Raw genomic sequence first — 18,479 nt, 5'->3', positions numbered from 1 at the left:
TCGATGCGCTGTGGACGCCGAACAGCTGGGCGATCTCGTTACGCCAGCAGGAGATGACTGCCCCAAAAACCTGTGGGATGAAATGCTTGAGAAGATGAACTTAAAACACTATTCTCGACTTTTGTAATATTCTTCCACTGGCAAATGCGCGAAAACCAACCTTCGCTTTAGGTGCCAGGGGTCGTCAGGATTCTGTGTTTGCAGGTCTTCGAGTCCGTCTATGACTATTTTCCAGGACTCTCTGATACTTTGCGGCGTCGCGGATTCGAGGGCCACTAGCGCATACAGGTGAGAGGATACATCTCCAAGACCGGTCCGGAGCATATCTTGCGCTGTCCACATAAGCATAGCTCGCCGATGTTGTAAAGAGAGTCCCCCCAGATCGATCGCTCGGTCGTTAGCAATTCCTTCCTCAAGTCCCTCAAAATCCAGTTGCTTTCGAAGGAGTTCGTATGCACTGACCAGATTCCTGGTGAGTTCGCTTATATCTGCGTGCATGGACCGTGCAGTGTTAGCCAATGTCGACATCGCAATTCTGAGCTCATCCTCTAACATGTTGCGCCGTCGGGCAATTTCATCCGAAGAATCGTGTCTGCTTAAGTTTGATACAACCTGCTGGTCGAGTCTATGGCCCGTTGCAACAATTTCGCGCCTTGCCGGATTCGGAAACAGTGGCACACTAGCCAGGTCGACCGAGCGTCGGTCGGGCGTGTGAATCTCTGGTAGAGGTGCGTTCTCAAACCTCTCCAGGTATCGCCGGGTCAGTTTGTACACATGATCCATACTCATAGCACCGTTTATCTCGGCGTCCCCTGCTTTGAGGACCTGAAGTATGGCGTTCCCGAACATCGTAGCAAGCCCAGACTTATCTAGCTGAGCAGGATTTCTTGCGCTGGCTGCGCAAAGCAGGACAACGCCCCGGGCATTTTCGAGGAGGGCGTCTTCTATCTTCTGATAGCTGATCTGCTGGACATCGCTTTGAAAGTCCCTGAAGGCGATTCCCGCAAAACAGGCATCAAGAATGATGAATTGTGAGCTAAGGGGTGCGCGAGATCTCAGGGCGTTTGCAATGTCGGCAACACGGAGGCTTGTTGCTGCAAGATGTGGTTCATGCGTATCCCGCAACAGGAGGCAATATATTCGGTCACGTCCGAAGAATGCTCCATGCCCAATGTAGGTTAGAACTATCGTTACCTTAGCGCCGTCTGCCGTTTGGAAATTTTGGAATCTTTCTTCCAGAAATGCATCTATTCGATCAAGTTGGTTTATAGATCCTTCCGGTGAGTCGAATAGCCATAGCAGGTTTTCGGACTGGATATGCAATCCGGTTTCGCTAGTCAGATATCCGACCAATTGATTGGCGGTGTTGGCAAATCCCTGATTGGACTCGAAATTATCCAGCCTCGGCCAGCGGCTGGCTCCGCATACTATTGCGAGTGTGTGGTGCCCTTCGGTGATCTCCGGTTCGGTCATGTCTCTGCGCGCCTAATCTGCGAAGAACTCTTCGATCAACTTTTTTGTCTGTTGCGCCCCTAGTCGGCCGTTCACAGAGACTTCGATTTCCTGGCCGTCCACGCCCATTCTTCGCATATGAAGCTTTGCGTCTGATCGGCGAGCAAGCCATTTTGCAATACCGCTGGCCAGCGTTATCATGAAAGGGGCTCCCGCAATCGCCACGACCGTTGCTCCAAAGTCCTGGTTTTGCTTGTTCGTCCTGGTCCGTGTCACAGAGACCTGAGGGAGTTGCTCGCGCAGACTGTCGGTGAGATCGCTAGCCAGTGCATCTGCCTCGGAGGCATCGGTATCGGCGAATGAGAATGTGATCGAGTGATCCGTCATTCAAGAATAGTCCTTGTTCGGCTGGTTTGCTGGTGGTACTGCTGGACTGCATGATCGTAGCGTTCGCTGGCGATGCGCAATACGACATCGCGGAAACGGAGAGCAGGTTCTGTAGCGGCGGCAAGCTAGTAGTCGAAGTTGGCTTGAAATGTCGAAATCAAGGCGTCATCAGTACGGATCGCTTCATCTGTTCGGGGCTGAGCGACGAGTTCCCAGAGGAGTGCGTAACGACATGTGACCCCGGCCAGAGCTGCCACCTCCGAACGGCGCAGCCCGGGGACGCGGCGGTTGGGCGCCGCCGGGATCCCGGCGCGGGCGGGGGGTGATCTTGGCGCGCCGCGACATCAGGAATTCGCGCACGTCGTCCCGATTGCCCATGCCGAAATCGTAGGTCCACGCCGCCGCGGCTGGGGTGCCCTGCTGGTACACCCCTCGAGGGAGACTCCCTGTCCCGCCGTCACCGGGGTTGACTGGACACCGTCGCAGATCGGCCGCCCGCCGGGGCACGCCGTATTCGTCACGTTTCGGCGGCCGGCCCCCGCACGAGGTGTGTCCGGAGCGGTCCGTGGTACCCGCGCCACAGCGTGGCGCCGCGAGTGGCGGGCCATCCGGCGAGACGATCTGTGACGGACATCCGTGGACCGAAGGAGACGCCGAACATGCGTGGAGTCATCATGTACGCCCCGGGCGATGTGCGGGTCGAGGACCGCCCCGACCCGGAGATCGTCGAGCCCACCGATGCGGTCATCCGCATCGCCGCCACCTGTATCTGCGGGTCGGACCTGTGGCCCTACCGCGGCGTGGAGCAGGTGACGGGCCCCACCCCGATGGGGCACGAGTACATCGGGATCGTCGAGGAGATCGGTCCCGACGTGGCGGATATCGCCGTCGGTGATTTCGTGGTGGGATCGTTCTTCGCCTCGGACAACACCTGCGAGATCTGCCGGGCCGGGTACCAGAGCCGCTGCGTGCACAACGTCCCGATGGGCTCGATCGGCACCCAGGCCGAACGGGCACGGGTCCCGCTCGCGGACGGCACTCTCGTGGCCGTACCGGGTGCTCCGGGCCCGGGACAGTACCCGGGTCTGCTCGCGACTTCCGATGTGCTCGGCACCGGCTGGTTCGCGGCCGTCGCCGCCGAGGCGGGACCCGGGAGAACGGTCGTGGTCGTCGGTGACGGAGCGGTGGGGCTCCTCGCTGTCCTGGCCGCCAAACAACTCGGTGCCGACCGCATCATCGCGATGAGCCGGCATGCCGACCGGCAGGCGCTGGCCCGCAAATTCGGTGCCACCGATATCGTCGAGGAACGCGGTAAGGCCGGTGTGGCCCGGATCAAGGAACTCACCGGCGGGCTCGGCGCGCATTCGGTCGTCGAGGCGGTGGGCACCCAGGAGTCGATGATGCAGGCCATTCGCGCCACGCGGCCCGGCGGCCATATCGGCTACGTCGGTGTGGCCCATGATGTGGAACTCGACGGTATGGGGCTGTTCTTCTCGAGCGTCCATCTGCACGGGGGTCCCGCCCCGGTGCGACGCTTCCTGCCCGAGCTGATCGATCTCGTCGTCCGCGGCGAGATCGACCCCGGCGAGGTCTTCGATCTCACCCTGCCGCTGGAACAGGCCGCCGAGGGTTACCGCGCGATGGACGAGCGCCGCGCGACCAAGGTCCTGCTGACGGTCTGACCCTCGCTCCGGCCGTTGCGGGTACGGCCGGAGCGGAGGTCACCACCGAGACGACTCCGAAGGGACAAACGATGGAGATACTGAGCAAACCGCCGACCACCACCGCGCCCGCGGATATCTTCACCGGCCCGGTCTGGTTCGACACCGTCTACCGCGGTGCGGACCCGTCGCGGGCCAGGCTCAACGCCGTGCACTTCGCCCCCGGTGCCCGCACGAACTGGCATACGCACGGTCTCGGCCAGGTTCTGCACGTCACCGAGGGCACCGCGCTGGTCGTCACCCGTGCCGGCGCCGTGGCCGTCCTGCACCCGGGTGACACCGTATGGTGCCCACCGGGCGAACAGCACTGGCACGGCGCCGGGCCCGAACATTTCATGACCCACCTGGCCCTCTGGGAGGGCGACGATGTCGACTGGGCCGAACCGGTTACCGCCGCCGAGTACGAGCGGGCGGTATCGGGAATCCGAACCCTCAGCTCTCGGTCTCGTCGACGATCTTGATCGCCCATTCGGGGCAGGCGTCCTTGGCGGTCAGCACCGCCTCGTGCAGATCTTCGGGAATGTCCTCGGAGACGGCTTCGGCGTAACCGTAGTCGTTGAGCGCGAATACCTCCGAGCACAGTGTGGTGCAGATACCGTGGCCTTTGCAGGAGTCCTCGTCGACGATGACCTTCATCTGGTCTACCCTTCCGTCCGGTCGAATTCCAGGTGCAGTGCGGTGATCCCGCGCAGGATGAAGGTCGGCAGATACTGGTAACTGCGCGCATCCGCCGGACCGTGGGCGCTCTCGTCGATCCGGATATCGGTGGTGCGCTCGAGCAGCCGTTTGAACGCCACCTTCGCTTCCGTACGGGCCAGCGGGGCGCCCGGGCAGGTGTGGATACCGCGACCGAAAGCGATATGGGAGCGGGCATTCGACCGCTTCGCATCGAAGACGGTCGGGTTCTCGAAACGTCGCGGATCGCGGTTGGCGCCGCCGTTCGCCAGCATCAGGACCGTTCCGGCCGGGACCTCGACACCACCGACCGTGCTGGTGGTTTTCGCGAGCCGGAAGTCGCCTTTCACCGGGCTCTCCATCCGCAGCATCTCTTCGATGAAATTGTTGATCCGTTCGGGATCGCCGCGCAGCCAGGTTTGCAGCTCCGGGTCCTCGGCGATCAGCTTCAGCCCGGACGACAGCAGCCGTACGGTGGTTTCCTGACCGGCCGAGAAGAGGTTCGCGGCCACCCGTACCACATCGATGACCTCCGGTTGGCTGCCGTCGGGGAAGGTGGCCTCCGCGAGGCTGGTCAGTACATCACCGCGTGGGTTCTCGCGCCGGTCCGCGATATAGGCGGAGAACTTCTCGTACAGGAATTCGATCGGGTTGTGTTCCATGGCGTGGTCGGAGCTGGTGCTGCCGACCGTCCCGGTGCGGTGCGGATCACGCTGCAGCGCGTTGAGGAACTCTTCCTGATCCTCCGGCGGCACGCCGAGCAGGTCCGCGATCACGTAGAGCGTGAAGGGTCCGGCGAAATCACGGATGAGTTCACCCTTTCCGGGTGCCAGGTACTCGTCGAGCATTCGGTCGGCCAGGTCCCACATCGCCTCTTCGTTCTCCTTGAGGCGTTTGGGCGTGATCAGGCGCATGAGTAGACCGCGGTGCGCGGTGTGGGTCGGCGGGTCGAGGGCAGGGAGCTGGTCGCTGAACGGCAGCGAATCGCGGTGCTCGGCGATCAGGGCGTCGGCATCGGAGTTCTCGTCGAGGGGGACGGGGAACCCGGGGAAGGGGCCGGTCACGGAGATGCACGAGGAGAACCGCTCGGCGTCGTTGAGGACTTCCAGTGCCTCGTCGTAGCCGGTCACCATCATGACGTTGTGGTGCTTCTCCCGGGTGACCGGGCACTGTTCGCGCAGGGCGTCGAAGTACGGGTAGGGGTCGGCGACCAGTTCCTGCCCGAGGAAGAAGTCGACATCCTCGAAGTTTTTCACGTGACGGTTCCCTTCGATCGGCCCGGCACCCACCGCCACGGGCAGCTCCGCCGGTTGACTTTCGCATTTGAGAATATAACTCTCATCTGTGAGTATGAGATTTCCACACGGTATGCCGTGCGTCAACCGGAGGACCGGCGAACATGACCCTTGATCTGACCGCTGACCAGCGGCTCTTCCAGCAGACCGCCCGGGAATTCCTGGACGGGACCGTTCCGGTGGCGACAGTACGCGCGCTCGGCGAAGCGGGGACCGGATTCGACGATCAATGGTGGCGTTCGGCCGCCGAACTGGGCTGGACGGCCATGCTGGTCGCGGAGGAATACGGCGGCGGTACCATCTCCGGCCGGCCGATCACCGAATTGACCCTGGTGGCAACAGAACTCGGCCGAGCCTGCGCGCCGGGCCCGTTCGTCACGACCAACGCGGTCCTCGCGGGACTGGCGACCGCGCAGACGGGGCAGGGGGAGACGATCGAGGGGATCGCCGCGGGTACCTCGATCGCCTCGTGGGCGGTATACGAACCGGGGCGTGGTCTCGACCTCATCGACGCGCTCGCCGCCGGCGCGGCTCCCGGCGACGGGGAATGGACGCGCGCCGTCCGCGACGGGAACGGATACCGGCTGACCGGCGTGAAAGATCGCGTCGAATCCGGCGACCGCGCCGATATCCTGCTGGTGACCGCGCAGAGTGCGGACGGCCCGGTGCAGCTGCTGGTCCCCACCGACGCACCCGGTGTCACCGTCACCCCGACCTGGACCCTGGACCTCGTCCGCCGGACCGCCCGGATCGACTTCGCCGATGTGGCAGTACCCGCGGAAGCCGTGGTGCACACCGGTCGCACCGCGGCCGCCGCCGTCCGCGTCCAACTGCACACCGCCGCTGTGCTGACCGCCGCGGAGACAGTGGGGGCCACCGGTCGAGCCGTCGAGGCGACACTGGGCTGGCTCACCGACCGGTACACCTTCGGCCGGCCGCTGGCCTCCTATCAAGCGCTCAAACACCGGATGGCCGATAACAAGACCTGGTTCGAGGCGTGCCGGGCGACCGCCACCGCCGCCGCGGCCGCCTGCGACGACGATCCGGCCACCGCGGCGGAAGCGGTCAGCGTCGCGAAATCCTATGTCGGGGCGAAAGCCCCGGTGATCGGACAGGACTGTGTCCAACTGCACGGCGGGATCGGGGTCACCTGGGAACACGACCTACACCTCTATCTGCGGCGGATCGGATTGGGCCGCGCGCTCTACGGCACCCCCGAGGAGCATCGCCGCCGGATCACCGATCTGCTCGTCGCCGCCTAGGGCGGCGGATCGCCGAATCTCCTCGGAAGGCACCATCGCTATGACGACCGAACTGGAACCCGTACCCGAGTTCCGCGAACGCGCCCGGATCTGGCTGCGCGACAACCTCCCGCCCGCGCCGCCGGATCAGGGCCCACCCGACAGCAAAGAGGAATGGGACCGGGCACGGGAACTGCAGCGAATGCTGCACGACGGTGGTTTCGCGGGTATCTGCTTTCCCCGGGAGTACGGCGGGCTGGGGCTCACGCCCGCCCATCAGCAGGCGTTCACCAAGGAGTCCTACGCCTATGAGATGCCGGTCATCCTGAACGTGCCGACCCTGTCGATCTGTGCCGCCACACTGGTGGATCTCGGTACCGAGGAACAGAAGCGCGAGTATCTGCCCGCGGTACTGCGCGGCGATATCGTGCTCGTGCAGTTGCTGTCCGAACCGCGCGGCGGATCCGATCTGGCCGGACTCACCACCCGGGCCGAACGCGACGGTGACCGCTGGATCCTCAACGGCTCGAAGATCTGGAGTTCGGGAGCCTACGCGGCCGACTACGGGTTGTGCCTGGCCCGCACCAACTGGTCGGTGCCCAAACATCGCGGGCTCACCATGTTCCTGCTGCCGATCGGGGCGGCGGGGGTGACCGTACAGCGGATCAAACAGGTCACCGGGTCCACCGAGTTCTGCCAGGAGTTCCTCGACGATGTCGCGCTCGGCGACGATGCCGTGATCGGTCAGGTCGACAACGGCTGGGAAGCCGCGTCCCGGTTGCTCTATCACGAGCGTTCGGCCATCGGTGGCACCTCGCCCTATCTCAGCGGTGCCCGCCCGCATATCGGCGGTGAGGAATCGCCGATCCTGGATATCGCCCGCGACAGTGGCCAGCTCGACGATATCCGGGTCCGGGAGGATATCGGTGAGGCGCGGGCCATGCAGGTGGTCCGCGATCAGCTCATCGACCACATCACCCGCAGTGTGCTCGCCGGGGACCTGCCCCCCGCGGCCGGTTCGATCACCCGCCTGTTCAGTGCCGAGAACTCGTGGCTGCAAACCGATCTGGCGGTGAAGGTCGCCGGTGCCGCGGCGGCCACCCACGCTCCCGGGGATCCGGTCGATACCGCCCGGATCGGTACCGATTTCCTGTTCCGCGCCGCCTGGAGCCTCGCGGGCGGTAGCACCGAGATAGCGCGCAATGTGATCAGCGAACGGGTGCTGGGGATGCCGCGGGAGTACACCGCCGACCGGGACGTGCCGTTCAACGAGGTCAAACGAGGCCGGTAGGACACCGGAATCCCAGCGAATACGCGGAGGTAGCAATGCGGTTCATCTTCCACTACCCCGAAGCCGGCGGGGTGGACGGCGATGTCCTGGACCCGGGACCGCTGGGCGAGGTCGCACGGGCGGCCGAACAGGCCGGTTTCGCGGGCTTCTCGCTCAGTGAGCATCCGGCACCGGGCGCGCGCTGGCTGGGCGCGGGCGGACATCAGACCCTGGACCCGTTCGTCTCGCTCGGATACGCGGCGGCGCTGACCGAACGGATCCGGTTGATCACCTATCTCTCGGTGGCGCCCTACCGGAATCCGATGCTGCTGGCGAAAGCGGCGGCCACGCTGGACAAATTGTCCGGAGGCCGGGCGGTCCTCGGTATCGGGACCGGCTATCTCAAGGGTGAATTCCACGCGGTAGGCGTAGATTTCGACGAGCGCAACACGCTGTTCGACGAGGCCCTGGATGTCCTGCCGCTGCACTGGAGCGGCGAGCCGTTCAGCTACACCGGAAAATATTTCAGTGCCCGCGATGTGCAGGCCCGGCCGACCCCGGTTCAGCAGCCCATCCCCATCTGGATCGGCGGTAATTCGGCATTGAGCCGGCGCCGGGTGGCCCGGGCCGCGCAGGGCTGGATACCGATGTCCGGCGGTGCCGAACTCAGTACCACGGCCCGCACCCCGGAACTGGGCACCATCGCGGATCTGGCCCGCAAGATCGCCGATATCCGTTCGGCGGCCGTGGACAACGGCCGTACCGGCCCTATCGACCTCGTGTATTCCTACAGCCACAGCGGCCTCACCGGACCCGGCGTCGATCCCGGCTCGCACCGGGAAGCCTTCGCCGAACTGGCGCGGGCCGGGGTCGACTGGATCACGGTCTCCACCCGCGCCGGTGTGCACGACACCCTCGACCCGTCCGTCACCTTCGATTTCCTGAGATCGTTCGGCGCGCACTACATCGATTGAGAAAGGCGGACCGAATGGGCTGGTTCGAGGAACGCGGCGGTCTCGACGGCAGCGTCGCGGTCGTGACCGGAGGAGCGGGGGGACTGGGCCGGGCGATCGTCACGGATCTGGCGGCCAACGGAGTACGCCCGGCGGTACTGGATCTCGATCCCGGCGCTGTCGCGGAACTCCGGGAGTTCTCGGTGGCGCAGGAATTCGATGCCCTCGTACAGCACGGTGACGCCCGGGATCCGGCGGTGCTCGCGGCACTGTTCGACGCCGTCGACGCGCGCTGGGGCCGGCTCGACATCCTGGTGAACGTGGTCGGCGGGACGTTCCGGGCGCCGTTCACCGACACTCGCCCGAAGGGCTGGGACGCTGTGTTGCGCACCAACCTGACCCATGTGTTGCACGCCTGTCAACTGGCTGTGCCGCGGATGCGCGCGGGCGGCCGCGGCGGCAGCATCATCAACATCACGACCATCGAAGCGCACCGCGCCGCACCGGGTTTCGCGGTGTACTCGGCGGCGAAGGCCGCGGTGGAGCAGTTCGGGCGGACGCTCGCCGTCGAGGTGGCTCCGGACGGGATCCGCGTCAACAATATCGCCCCGGATTTCGTGCCCACGCCGAATCTGGCGCGGATCGGTACCGGCGACAACGCGATGACCGATCCGGAGGGCGTGAAAGTGGCGATACCCATGGGCCGTTCCGGTCATCTCACCGATATCTCGCACTGCGCGGTATTCCTGGCCTCCGGTCTCTCGTCCTATCTCACCGGCACCACTCTGCATCCCGACGGGGGTACCCGGGCCTCGGCGGGCTGGTTCAACTGGCCGGAAGAAGGCTGGGCCAATCACGCGCCGCTGCGGGTGCTCCGGGCGAGTGGGCGTACGGACTGATCCGGGCCGGATCGCTCACGCGCTCGTTGCGCTGAAACATCTCCGGTGTCCCCGCCGATCACACGGCACATCGATCGTGCGGGGCGCGGGGCGCCTCTGCCGCAACGAACAGGGGACACCGAGATGCGAAGACTCGTATCGGCTGCCACCGTCATGATCGCGTGCGCGGTCGCGTCGGCCTGCGGTGCCGGTGCCGATCCGCCCGCCGTCACCCCGGTCGTGACCACGAGCCCACAGCCCGGCGCGGTGAGCGGTGCGCCCGCGCCGGCGAGCAGTGTCGCGGCGACCGGTACCGCGCCGACCGGTTCCGCGGCCGCGCTGCCGTCCACCTCGACCGCTGCCGCGCCGCGGGATACCGGGACCGCCGCCGTCCCCGCGGTACCCGGTACGCCGTCGGCACCGGTGCCGACGACCTATGTCGCCGTACCCGCGACTCCACCGATCGCGGTACCCCCGGCCCCGGGGACGGTCCTGCCGGAGCCGACTGCCGCGCCGCCGACGGCACCCGCCCCGTCGGCCACGTACTTCCGGTCGTGCGCAGCGGCGCGGGCGGCAGGCGCCGCGCCGCTGTACCGCGGCGATCCCGGCTACCGCGCGGGGCTGGACCGGGACGGTGACGGAGTGGCCTGCGAGAGCTGACGAGTCCGGTCAGCCGTTCCCGGCGGGGTCCGGATCACGGGGGAGCGCGGTCAGGATGCGCAGCGCGTTCAGGAACCCGCGGCGGTCGGCGGCGGGTAGCTGCTCCAGGATCTGGTCCTTCTCGCGGGCCTGGATCTCGGCCTGTACCGCGGCCGCGATCCGCCGGCCCTCCGGTGTGAGGCCCAGCAGCCGGGCCCGGCGGTCGGCGGGGTCGGGCGTGCGTTCGATGAGACCGCGCTCCTGGAGGTCGTCGAGTACCGCGATGATCCGGGTCTTGTCCGCACCGATCTCCTGAGCGAGAACACCCTGGCCGCGGGCGGTCCCCCGGCTCAGCGAGATCAGGACCGTATAGGCCCACATGGTCAGACCGTGGGCTTCGAGAATCGGTCGTTCCAGGGCGATGAGGGTGCGGGTCAGCGGCGCGAGCATCGCCGCGAGATCCGGACGGTCCGTGGTTCCCATGGCTAGAACCTACCCACTTGCTAAACGTAAGCATTGACCTACGATACGCGCGTGCGTACTGTTGCGCGTATGACGACAGATCTCGTGGAACTCGACCGCCGGGCGGTGCTCGCCACGGTGACCACCGCCGAACTCGTGACTCCCGACCGGCTCACCCTTCCGACTCCGTGCGCGGGGTGGACGGTGGGACATCTACTGGCCCATATGGCGGCGCAACATCGCGGGTTCGCCGCGAGCGCCCAGGGTGAGGGCGCCGATCTCGGACGCTGGCGGGAGCGACCACCCGGACCGCATACTCCGGCCGAATACGCCGCTGCCGCGACAGCGGTCCTCAGCGCCTTCGCCGAGCCCGATATCCCGGAACGCGTCTTCGCGCTCCCCGAGTTCGGCCCGGAGGTGACCGTGCCGGGGCAGCAGGCCCTCGGTTTCCATCTCGTCGACTACGTAGTGCACGGCTGGGATCTCGCGCGGGCGCTCGGTATCGGCTACGAACTGGACGAGGAGACCGCCGAACCCGTCCTGCGAATCGTCGAATCGGTCCCCGACGGCCCGGAACGCGAACAACCGGGGGCTCCCTTCGCCCGCGCGCTGCCGGACCGCGACTCGGGCGCACCACTGGACCGGATACTCCGGCTCCTCGGCCGGACGCCCGCCTGGCCGGAAAGCGAGTAGCCGCAGCCGGGATCCGCGTGCTGCCGACGATGCTCCGATTCGCCCGGCCCGGCCCGCGGCGGCGGGCTCCCGGCGGTCACGCGCCGGCGAGTTCGTCCCGCCAGACCGGACTGTCGACGTAATGGTTGTCGTAGAGCTCCGAACTCGCGCGGATCTCCTCGACACTCGCCGCCCCGCGATGAACCCGCTCGAGCAACCGGTAGTAGTCGAACCGGTGCAGCCCCGGGGTGAAGACCACCAGCAGTTCGGCTTCGGTATCGACGGCCGGGGCGAACGCGTGCGCGACGGTGGGCGGCACGGTCAGGAAATCACCCCGGTCGAGGCGGACGATCTCCTCGCCCAGCAGGATTCGCACCGAACCCTCGAGCACCAGGAACATCTCGGTGGCGGCGGTGTGGAAATGCGCCGGCGCCCCCGGCGAACCCTTGTGCAGGGTCGCCTTGTTCGCGGTGAGCGCGCCACCGGTATCGCCGGCATCGGCGAGCAGGGTTATCAGGCTCAGGGCGCCGTCCCGAAGGGCTTCGGCCGCACCGGAACGGACCAGGACAGGGGCGGCGGTATGCGCGGAAGCGGTCATCGGAACTCCAAAGGTCTCAGCGGGTGCGGCACCCGTTCGGTCTGCTGCAGAGTCGACGGAGCAGGCCCGCCGGTTGTGACATCCCGTCGAACACGCGGCTCCGCCACCGCGGCCGCCGCACGCCGACTGTGACAGCGGGCCACCGGCTCGCTCCACTCGGGTGATACGCCACCGCCCGTGCGAGACGCCGGGCCCGGGCCCACGCTGCCGATATCCTTCCCTTCCCTTTGCACCTGCGGACGGTCGGGCGTAGTTCGCGCTCGCCGGGCGTGGTCGGAGCGCGATCCGTGCGGTATCGGGATCGCCCGAGGAACTGGTGTGGCTGGCGTTGTCCCGGCCGGCGCGGTTCGAGCCGGGGACGGGCTGGAGCTACTCCAATACCGATTACGTGCTGGCCCGGTTGCTGATCGAGAGGGTCACCGGCCGTTCGGTCACCGCGGAGATGCGGCGGCTGATCCTCGGACCGCTCGGACTGACCGGCACCGTGGTGCCCACCGACGAACCGGATATCCCCGAACCGCACGCCCACGCCTACTACCGCTACGAGGAAGCCGGCGAGGTGAAGACGGTCGACGTCACCCGCCACAACCCGTCCTGGATCTCCAGCGGCGGCGATATGATCTCGACGACCCGGGATCTGCACACCTTCATCTCCGCCCTGAACAGCGGCGAACTCCTGCCTGCCGAACTGCTCGCCGAGATGCGGACACCGCATTCCACCGGGATCCCCGGTATGGACTACGGTCTCGGAGTATTCGTGCGCGACATCGGCGACGGCCGGACCGTCATCACGCACAACGGCGGTGGCGCGGGGCACGGGGCGCTCATGTTCAGCACACCGGACGGCAGCGTCACACTCACCGGTGCGCTGAACTACGTGGACGACGCCGAACTATCGCTGTCGGCGGCATTCCAGCAGGCGATGCAGCGCCTCATCGAGGTGGTCTTCGGCGGCGGGTCGGCCGGTCCGGCGGACTGAGTACCGCAGACCCGTCCGCCTCCGCGCGTGACGCGCGCCGGTCGTACCGGCGGCACGAACCCGGTCATCCGGAACACGGGTGTGGCCGGGTTCGTGCCGCTGTGCGCACGGATGGTGTTGTCGCAGCGGGATGATCCGCGCGCTTCCTTCTACGCGGTCCCGGACCGAACCGTGTACGCGGGACCAGCGTCCCGCCGGGCACTCGATATGTTCGCCTGTCAGCCGAGTCGGCTCCGCCGCCGCGAAGCGGGTTCGTTCATCCCGGGCCGACCGCCGCCCGGATGGCCGGGTCGAGCAAGCCGAGATCGGCGCCCAGCCGGTCGGCCAGCTCACGCACTACCGCCACATCCTTGCGCAGGAACTCACCCACCGACTCGGCGAACGCGGTCACCGACCCCTTCGCCGCCACACTCTGCACCGCGCGACCCGAACTGCTGGCGTGCGGTAGGGCGGAGAGTACTTCGGATTCGGTGAGCCCGAGCTCCCCGGCCAGCCGCACGGCCTCGGTGACCAGGCCGATCTGGGCGGCGAACAAGGAGTTGTTGACGAGTTTCACGCGCTGGCCGTTGCCCAGTTCGCCTACGGTCAAGATCGGGTCCGCATAGGCGGCAAGGGCGGGGCGCGCAAGTGTCGCCGCCTCGGTCGAGCCACCCAGGAAGACGGTGAGCGAACCGTCGGCGATATTGTGCGGACCGCCGCTCACCGGTGCGTCGACCACATGGCGTCCGGCGGCGGCCGGAGCGGCGGCGACCGCGGTGGCGGTATCGGGACTTCCGGTGGTGTGCAGGATCAATATCGAGCCGTCCGGCATGGATTCGAGCAGCCCGCTGTCCAGGCACACCTCACGGACCTGCTGGTCGGTGAAAACGCAGATCACCACCGCCTCGGCGTGCTGCCCGGCCTCGGTGACGGAACCGACGGCGGTCGCGCCCGTCGCGGTGATCGCGGCGCGCGTCTCGGGGCCGCGGCCGAGGGCGCGGACATTGTGCCCGGCGGCCGTGAGCCGCCGGATCATGGGGATTCCCATCCGGCCGGCGCCGATGAATCCGATACGCACTCGGTTCTCCTTCGATCATGGGGTCCCCGGACCGCGGATGACGCGGTGCGGGCGCCGGTTCAGCGGGGACGGCCCATCAGGCCGAGGGTGGCGTCGGCGGTATCGAGCACGACCCCGGGCGTGATATCGGCCGCGGCCGCCAGTTCGCTGATCAGCCGGACATCCTTGCGCAGCAGATCACCGGCATGCGCGGCGATCTGGTCCAGCGTGCCGCCACCCGCGAGAATTCGCCCGAGCGCGAAACTGTTACCGCTGCCGTTGCCGATCACCTCGCCGAGCCGTTCGGGACTCACCCCGAGCCGGGTGCCGAGTTCCAAAGTGCTGACGGCGGTGGACATATGCGCGGTGAACAGCAGGTTGTTCAACAGTTTGGTGGTCTGTCCGGTGCCGACTCCGCCCAGGTGCACCACCGGGTTCGCATAGGTCTCGAACACCGGAAGGCACCGCGCCACGGTGTCCTCGTCGCCACCGGCCATCACCAGCAGCCGCCCGGCCGCGACGGCGGGCGCGCCGCCGCTGACCGGAGCGTCGATAAGCGAAACACCCTGGGCAGCGGCAATTTCGGCGAGTTCGCGACAGGTATCGGGATGTACTGTGCTGTGGATCGCGACCACCGGCGGCTGTTCGCGTCCGGCCGCCGATCCGGCGAATCCGGCCAGGACGCCGTCCGCGCGTTCCAGGACCTCCCGCACATCGGCGTCGCCGACCACGCACAGGCACACCAGATCACTCTCGGCGGCCAGATCGGCCGGCGTGGCGGCGACCTTCGCCGCGGTATCCGCGTACGGCTCGGTGGTCGCGGCCCGCCGTGCCCACAGTGTGGTCGGATATCCGGCCTCGACGATACGGCGGGCCATGGGACCGCCCTGACTTCCCAATCCGATGAATCCGACGCGCATCAGATGTTCCTCTCTCCGCACAGCTCAGGAATCGGCATCCGCCGACTCCGGTTCCGGGGCTCCGGGCCGCCAGAACACCGCGAGCAGGCCCGCGGTGGCCAGTACCCCGACCCCGAGTGCGATCACGCCGCCGGCCCAGCCGGTGATCTCGATTCCGGCGGCGTGATCCACCGACAGCCATCCGGGGCCGAGGACGCCGATGGACAGTGCGACGACCGCCAGAACCAGGACGTACTCGTAGCCGTCCTTGAACACGAAGAAACCGTTCTTCCGGTGTGCCAGCAGCGCGGCGACAAGCATCACCGAGATGACCGCCGCGGCCGCCAGCGGCGTGAGCAGCCCGACAACCAGCAGCGCCCCCGCGCCGATTTCGGTGATCACGCTGAACCAGGCCTGCAACACACCGTTGCGCAATCCCAGGCCGCTGAACCAGCCCGCGGTGCCGGCGATCTTGCCGCCGCCGATCCAGTGGTTGACCCCGTGGGCGATCATGGTGGCGCCGACCACCAGACGGAGCAGCAGCAGCGCGATATCGGTGACGTCCATTCGGTTACCTTTCCGGCCGCGTCGCCGCGTCGCCGTCGAATTGCAGGGCGGGCCCGGAGAACTCTCCGGTCCCGCGGGCGATGATGCATTCCTCGGCGAAGTCCAGCACACCGAGGTGGTAGGCCGGAGCCGTACGGCCGAGGCTGACATTGTGGCCGGTATCGGGTATCCGGTTCACCACGACTCGTGGGGAACTCGTGAACAGGTTGCCGACGGCGACCATCTCGGCCGGATCGTTACGCCACACCCGTTCGTATTCGCCGAGGCTGTACCGCACGGGTACCCGGATATCGGGCGCTAGTCCGAGGAACTCCCGGCCGGCCCAGTCGTGGAGCGACCGCGACTCCAGATAGGAGCCCGACGCGGATACGCTGCCGCCGCCGACCACGTTCTCGGGATAGAGCCGGGCGGGTTCCCAGATCAGCCGTCCCACCCCGCGTGGTCGCCGGCCCGCTATCCGATCGGCACCCCAGAGCAGGTCGTGGGCCGCCTGCTGGTGTTCGCGGCCGGTTCCGGCCAGTTCGAGCCCGAGCAGTTCGGCGCCGCGTGGGTCGGCGGCCAGCCGGACCGCGAGCTCACAACCCGCCGAATGCGCGAGCAGCAGAACACCCGCACCGCGGGGCAGCCCGTCCAGGACCGCGTCGACGGCGCCGTAGATCAGATCCACCCGGCGTTGCGGCCGCTCCAGCAGATCGGCGTAGGGGCCCGAACTCCGGAATCCGGGGCGGTCCAGTGCCAGCACGGTGTAGCCCAGTCGCTGTCCGGTGCGCAGCAGGGAGTACTCCGGGTGGCCGGGGCAGTCGAAATAGCGGCAATCGACGGCACCGCCGTGCAGGGCGACCACCACCGCCCGCGGGTCGGCTGCCTCGGCCAGCAGACCGGAGACCGGAATCCCGTCGACCTCGGGGACTTCGGCGACCACCGGCAGCGGACCGGTGGAATCGGCCGGCACCGGTTCGGTTTCGATCAGGGTCACCACACGCTCCGGGCCATCAGGATTCGCTCCGCAGCAGTACCGCGCCGCCCGGGGTGAGTCCACCGCTGGACACCACCGCCACCTTGGCATCGGTCACCTGCCGTTCCCCGGCGGCCCCGCGGAGCTGCACGATCGCCTCGTGTATCAGTCCCATCCCGTGGGTGCGGCCGTGCGAGAGCTGACCACCGTGGGTGTTCAGCGGCAGGATCCCGTCCCGGGCGATATTCGCACCGCCGTCCAGGAAATCCTTGGCCTCGCCGATCTTGCAGAAGCCGAGCGCTTCGATCCAGGACAGACAATTGATGGTGAACCCGTCGTACAGTTCGGCGACGTCCACATCGTCGGGTCGTAGATCGGTGCGGGTCCACAGATGCGCGGCGGGGCCGAGGACCTGCGGCTCGTGGGTGAGCGTGCTCTGATCCCATTCGATCCGCTCGACGATCTGGGTCCCCACGGCCTCCACCCGGATGGCGGGTACCGGCAGATCGGCGGCGGCCTCGCGGGCCGAGACGATCACCGCGACCGCGCCGTCACACGGGACATCGCAGTCGTAGAGCCCGAACGGTGTGGTGATCGGGCGGGAATTCAGGTAGTCGTCCATCGTCATGGGGTCGCGGTACACCGCACTGGGGTTCAGCGCGGCGTTCGCCCGCTGGTTGAGGGCGATCCAGCCGAGTGTCTCGCGCGTGGTCCCGTAGTCGTGGAAATGCCGCTGTGCCTTCTGCGCCAGCGTATGCGCGGCGGAGGTGGAGCCGAAGGGATGCATCCAGCTCGCCGTGCGACCCCCGCCGGACGCGGGAATGGTGCCCCGTTTCATCAGCTCGTTGAACGTGGCCTCCCAGACCGTGCGGAAACACAGCACATGGGTGGCGAGTCCGGCGTGTACCGCGAGCATCGCCGCGATCACCGACCCGCCCGGCCCGAATGTTTCGATCCCGCCGTTGTGCCAGGTGGGCCGGATACCGAGCGCGGATTCCAGTGCGGTGACCCCGCCCTCGCCGAATCCGCCGAGGTTCCCGCCACCCGGATAGGAGGACAGGCCGTCGATATCGTCGAGGCTCAGGCCCGCGTCGGCGATCGCCCGCTGACAGGCATCCACGGTGAGTTCCAGCGGCGGCCGCATGAGCCGGCGCCCGATCTGCGACATACCGATTCCGGTGAGCGCGACGCTGTCCTCGAACTTGTCGCCGCGCCGCCGCGGCGCCACATGCTGGGCGAACTGATCCGCGGGTATCTCGTCGACCGGTAGCGGCGCCGGGTCCGATCGATCCGCCGCGGGCCGGAACAGCGGTAGCCATACGTCGTCGTCCTGCTGGAACACCACCTCCAGCCGCATGCCCAGGGTGAGTTCGTCGGGATCGCAGTCGACGATATTGGTGGTCAGCCGGACTCGCGGATCCTCGGCCAGGGCCACCGTCGCCACCACGTACGGCGGCGGGAGACCGGGTAGCGCGAACCGATGGTTGACGGTGAACGACGCGAGTATCGCGGTACCCGAGACGATCCGGGGTGCCAGGTCACGCCCGCGGCAGTACCGGCAGATCGGCTGCGGCGGGTGGATGAGGGCCGAACACGACCGGCATTCCTGGATCCGGAGGTTGCCGTCGGCACCCGAGGTCCAGAAGAACTCGGTGTCCAGGGACAGCAGCGGTAACGGGCGCCCCGAACGGGGTGCCGGAGCTGTGCCGGTCGTCGATGCCATATCGCCTCCTCGTGTGGTGGCAGGGCCGGTGGTCCGTACTCGCGGTGCGCGGCCGCCCGGCCGGTCGCCGCGAGTAC

At 67.1% G+C, this 18,479-nt stretch carries 20 protein-coding genes; 9 read left to right on the top strand and 11 right to left on the bottom strand.

Features of this window, described 5'->3' with window-relative positions; genetic code table 11:
- Positions 1-108 precede the first annotated feature (108 nt).
- Positions 109-1,473, bottom strand: coding sequence for a hypothetical protein (locus tag ACWEWT_RS17060; protein ID WP_452559952.1), 1,365 nt, complete (start codon positions 1,471-1,473; stop codon positions 109-111).
- 12 nt (positions 1,474-1,485) lie between these two features.
- Positions 1,486-1,839: an effector-associated constant component EACC1 gene (locus ACWEWT_RS17055; protein WP_452559950.1), complete on the bottom strand. Its 354-nt coding sequence runs from the start codon at positions 1,837-1,839 to the stop codon at positions 1,486-1,488.
- A 659-nt stretch (positions 1,840-2,498) separates the two neighbouring features.
- Between ACWEWT_RS17055 and ACWEWT_RS17050 the strand changes: the two genes are divergently transcribed.
- Positions 2,499-3,521, top strand: coding sequence for a zinc-dependent alcohol dehydrogenase family protein (locus tag ACWEWT_RS17050; protein ID WP_452559949.1), 1,023 nt, complete (start codon positions 2,499-2,501; stop codon positions 3,519-3,521).
- A 71-nt stretch (positions 3,522-3,592) separates the two neighbouring features.
- Positions 3,593-4,021 (top strand): (R)-mandelonitrile lyase, encoded by a 429-nt coding sequence (locus ACWEWT_RS17045; protein WP_452559948.1) that lies wholly within the window; start codon positions 3,593-3,595, stop codon positions 4,019-4,021.
- Here the strand turns inward: ACWEWT_RS17045 and ACWEWT_RS17040 are convergent.
- Together ACWEWT_RS17040 and ACWEWT_RS17035 are read right to left on the bottom strand one after the other, a co-directional pair.
- A complete protein-coding gene (locus tag ACWEWT_RS17040) occupies positions 3,993-4,196 on the bottom strand; it encodes a ferredoxin (protein ID WP_452559946.1) in 204 nt (67 codons plus the stop codon). The genes ACWEWT_RS17045 and ACWEWT_RS17040 overlap by 29 nt on opposite strands.
- Positions 4,197-4,201: 5 nt before the next feature.
- Positions 4,202-5,491, bottom strand: coding sequence for a cytochrome P450 (locus tag ACWEWT_RS17035; protein WP_452559944.1), 1,290 nt, complete (start codon positions 5,489-5,491; stop codon positions 4,202-4,204).
- A 143-nt stretch (positions 5,492-5,634) separates the two neighbouring features.
- On the opposite strand from ACWEWT_RS17035, the gene ACWEWT_RS17030 reads away from it, so the two are divergent.
- From ACWEWT_RS17030 to ACWEWT_RS17010, 5 genes are all read left to right on the top strand, one after another.
- Entirely contained in the window at positions 5,635-6,792 is a 1,158-nt protein-coding gene (locus ACWEWT_RS17030) for an acyl-CoA dehydrogenase family protein (RefSeq protein WP_452559942.1), read from the top strand.
- 40 nt (positions 6,793-6,832) lie between these two features.
- Positions 6,833-8,062, top strand: coding sequence for an acyl-CoA dehydrogenase family protein (locus ACWEWT_RS17025; RefSeq protein ID WP_452559941.1), 1,230 nt, complete (start codon positions 6,833-6,835; stop codon positions 8,060-8,062).
- Positions 8,063-8,097: 35 nt separating this feature from the next.
- Complete coding sequence (locus ACWEWT_RS17020; protein ID WP_452559939.1) at positions 8,098-9,015, top strand: LLM class F420-dependent oxidoreductase; 918 nt, start codon at positions 8,098-8,100, stop codon at positions 9,013-9,015.
- A gap of 14 nt (positions 9,016-9,029) precedes the next feature.
- Complete coding sequence (locus ACWEWT_RS17015; RefSeq protein ID WP_452559938.1) at positions 9,030-9,893, top strand: SDR family NAD(P)-dependent oxidoreductase; 864 nt, start codon at positions 9,030-9,032, stop codon at positions 9,891-9,893.
- 123 nt (positions 9,894-10,016) lie between these two features.
- Positions 10,017-10,532: an excalibur calcium-binding domain-containing protein gene (locus ACWEWT_RS17010; RefSeq protein ID WP_452559936.1), complete on the top strand. Its 516-nt coding sequence runs from the start codon at positions 10,017-10,019 to the stop codon at positions 10,530-10,532.
- Between the two features lie 9 nt (positions 10,533-10,541).
- On the opposite strand, the gene ACWEWT_RS17005 is transcribed toward ACWEWT_RS17010, so the two are convergent.
- Positions 10,542-10,994 carry a MarR family winged helix-turn-helix transcriptional regulator gene (locus ACWEWT_RS17005; RefSeq protein WP_452559934.1) on the bottom strand — a complete coding sequence of 151 codons (453 nt, stop codon included), beginning with the start codon at positions 10,992-10,994 and terminating at the stop codon, positions 10,542-10,544.
- 69 nt (positions 10,995-11,063) lie between these two features.
- On the opposite strand from ACWEWT_RS17005, the gene ACWEWT_RS17000 reads away from it, so the two are divergent.
- Positions 11,064-11,666: a TIGR03086 family metal-binding protein gene (locus tag ACWEWT_RS17000; RefSeq protein ID WP_452559932.1), complete on the top strand. Its 603-nt coding sequence runs from the start codon at positions 11,064-11,066 to the stop codon at positions 11,664-11,666.
- A 76-nt stretch (positions 11,667-11,742) separates the two neighbouring features.
- Here the strand turns inward: ACWEWT_RS17000 and ACWEWT_RS16995 are convergent, their stop codons facing one another.
- Positions 11,743-12,243, bottom strand: coding sequence for a cupin domain-containing protein (locus ACWEWT_RS16995; RefSeq protein WP_452559930.1), 501 nt, complete (start codon positions 12,241-12,243; stop codon positions 11,743-11,745).
- Positions 12,244-12,559: 316 nt separating this feature from the next.
- Between ACWEWT_RS16995 and ACWEWT_RS16990 the strand changes: the two genes are divergently transcribed.
- Positions 12,560-13,222: a serine hydrolase domain-containing protein gene (locus ACWEWT_RS16990; protein ID WP_452559928.1), complete on the top strand. Its 663-nt coding sequence runs from the start codon at positions 12,560-12,562 to the stop codon at positions 13,220-13,222.
- Between the two features lie 256 nt (positions 13,223-13,478).
- On the opposite strand, the gene ACWEWT_RS16985 is transcribed toward ACWEWT_RS16990, so the two are convergent.
- Genes ACWEWT_RS16985 through ACWEWT_RS16965 form a run of 5 tightly spaced genes read right to left on the bottom strand, consistent with a single transcriptional unit; the run spans position 13,479 to position 18,402 of the window.
- A complete protein-coding gene (locus tag ACWEWT_RS16985) occupies positions 13,479-14,279 on the bottom strand; it encodes an NAD(P)-dependent oxidoreductase (RefSeq protein ID WP_452559927.1) in 801 nt (266 codons plus the stop codon).
- A gap of 59 nt (positions 14,280-14,338) precedes the next feature.
- Entirely contained in the window at positions 14,339-15,178 is an 840-nt protein-coding gene (locus ACWEWT_RS16980; protein WP_452559925.1) for an NAD(P)-dependent oxidoreductase, read from the bottom strand.
- 24 nt (positions 15,179-15,202) lie between these two features.
- Positions 15,203-15,724 carry a DoxX family protein gene (locus ACWEWT_RS16975; protein WP_452559924.1) on the bottom strand — a complete coding sequence of 174 codons (522 nt, stop codon included), beginning with the start codon at positions 15,722-15,724 and terminating at the stop codon, positions 15,203-15,205.
- Between the two features lie 4 nt (positions 15,725-15,728).
- Entirely contained in the window at positions 15,729-16,700 is a 972-nt protein-coding gene (locus tag ACWEWT_RS16970; RefSeq protein ID WP_452559922.1) for an alpha/beta hydrolase, read from the bottom strand.
- A gap of 16 nt (positions 16,701-16,716) precedes the next feature.
- Complete coding sequence (locus ACWEWT_RS16965; protein WP_452559921.1) at positions 16,717-18,402, bottom strand: thiolase C-terminal domain-containing protein; 1,686 nt, start codon at positions 18,400-18,402, stop codon at positions 16,717-16,719.
- Positions 18,403-18,479: the final 77 nt, after the last annotated feature.

Source organism: Nocardia sp. NPDC003963, assembly GCF_053605105.1.
This window is presented reverse-complemented; position numbering and strand designations above follow the sequence as displayed.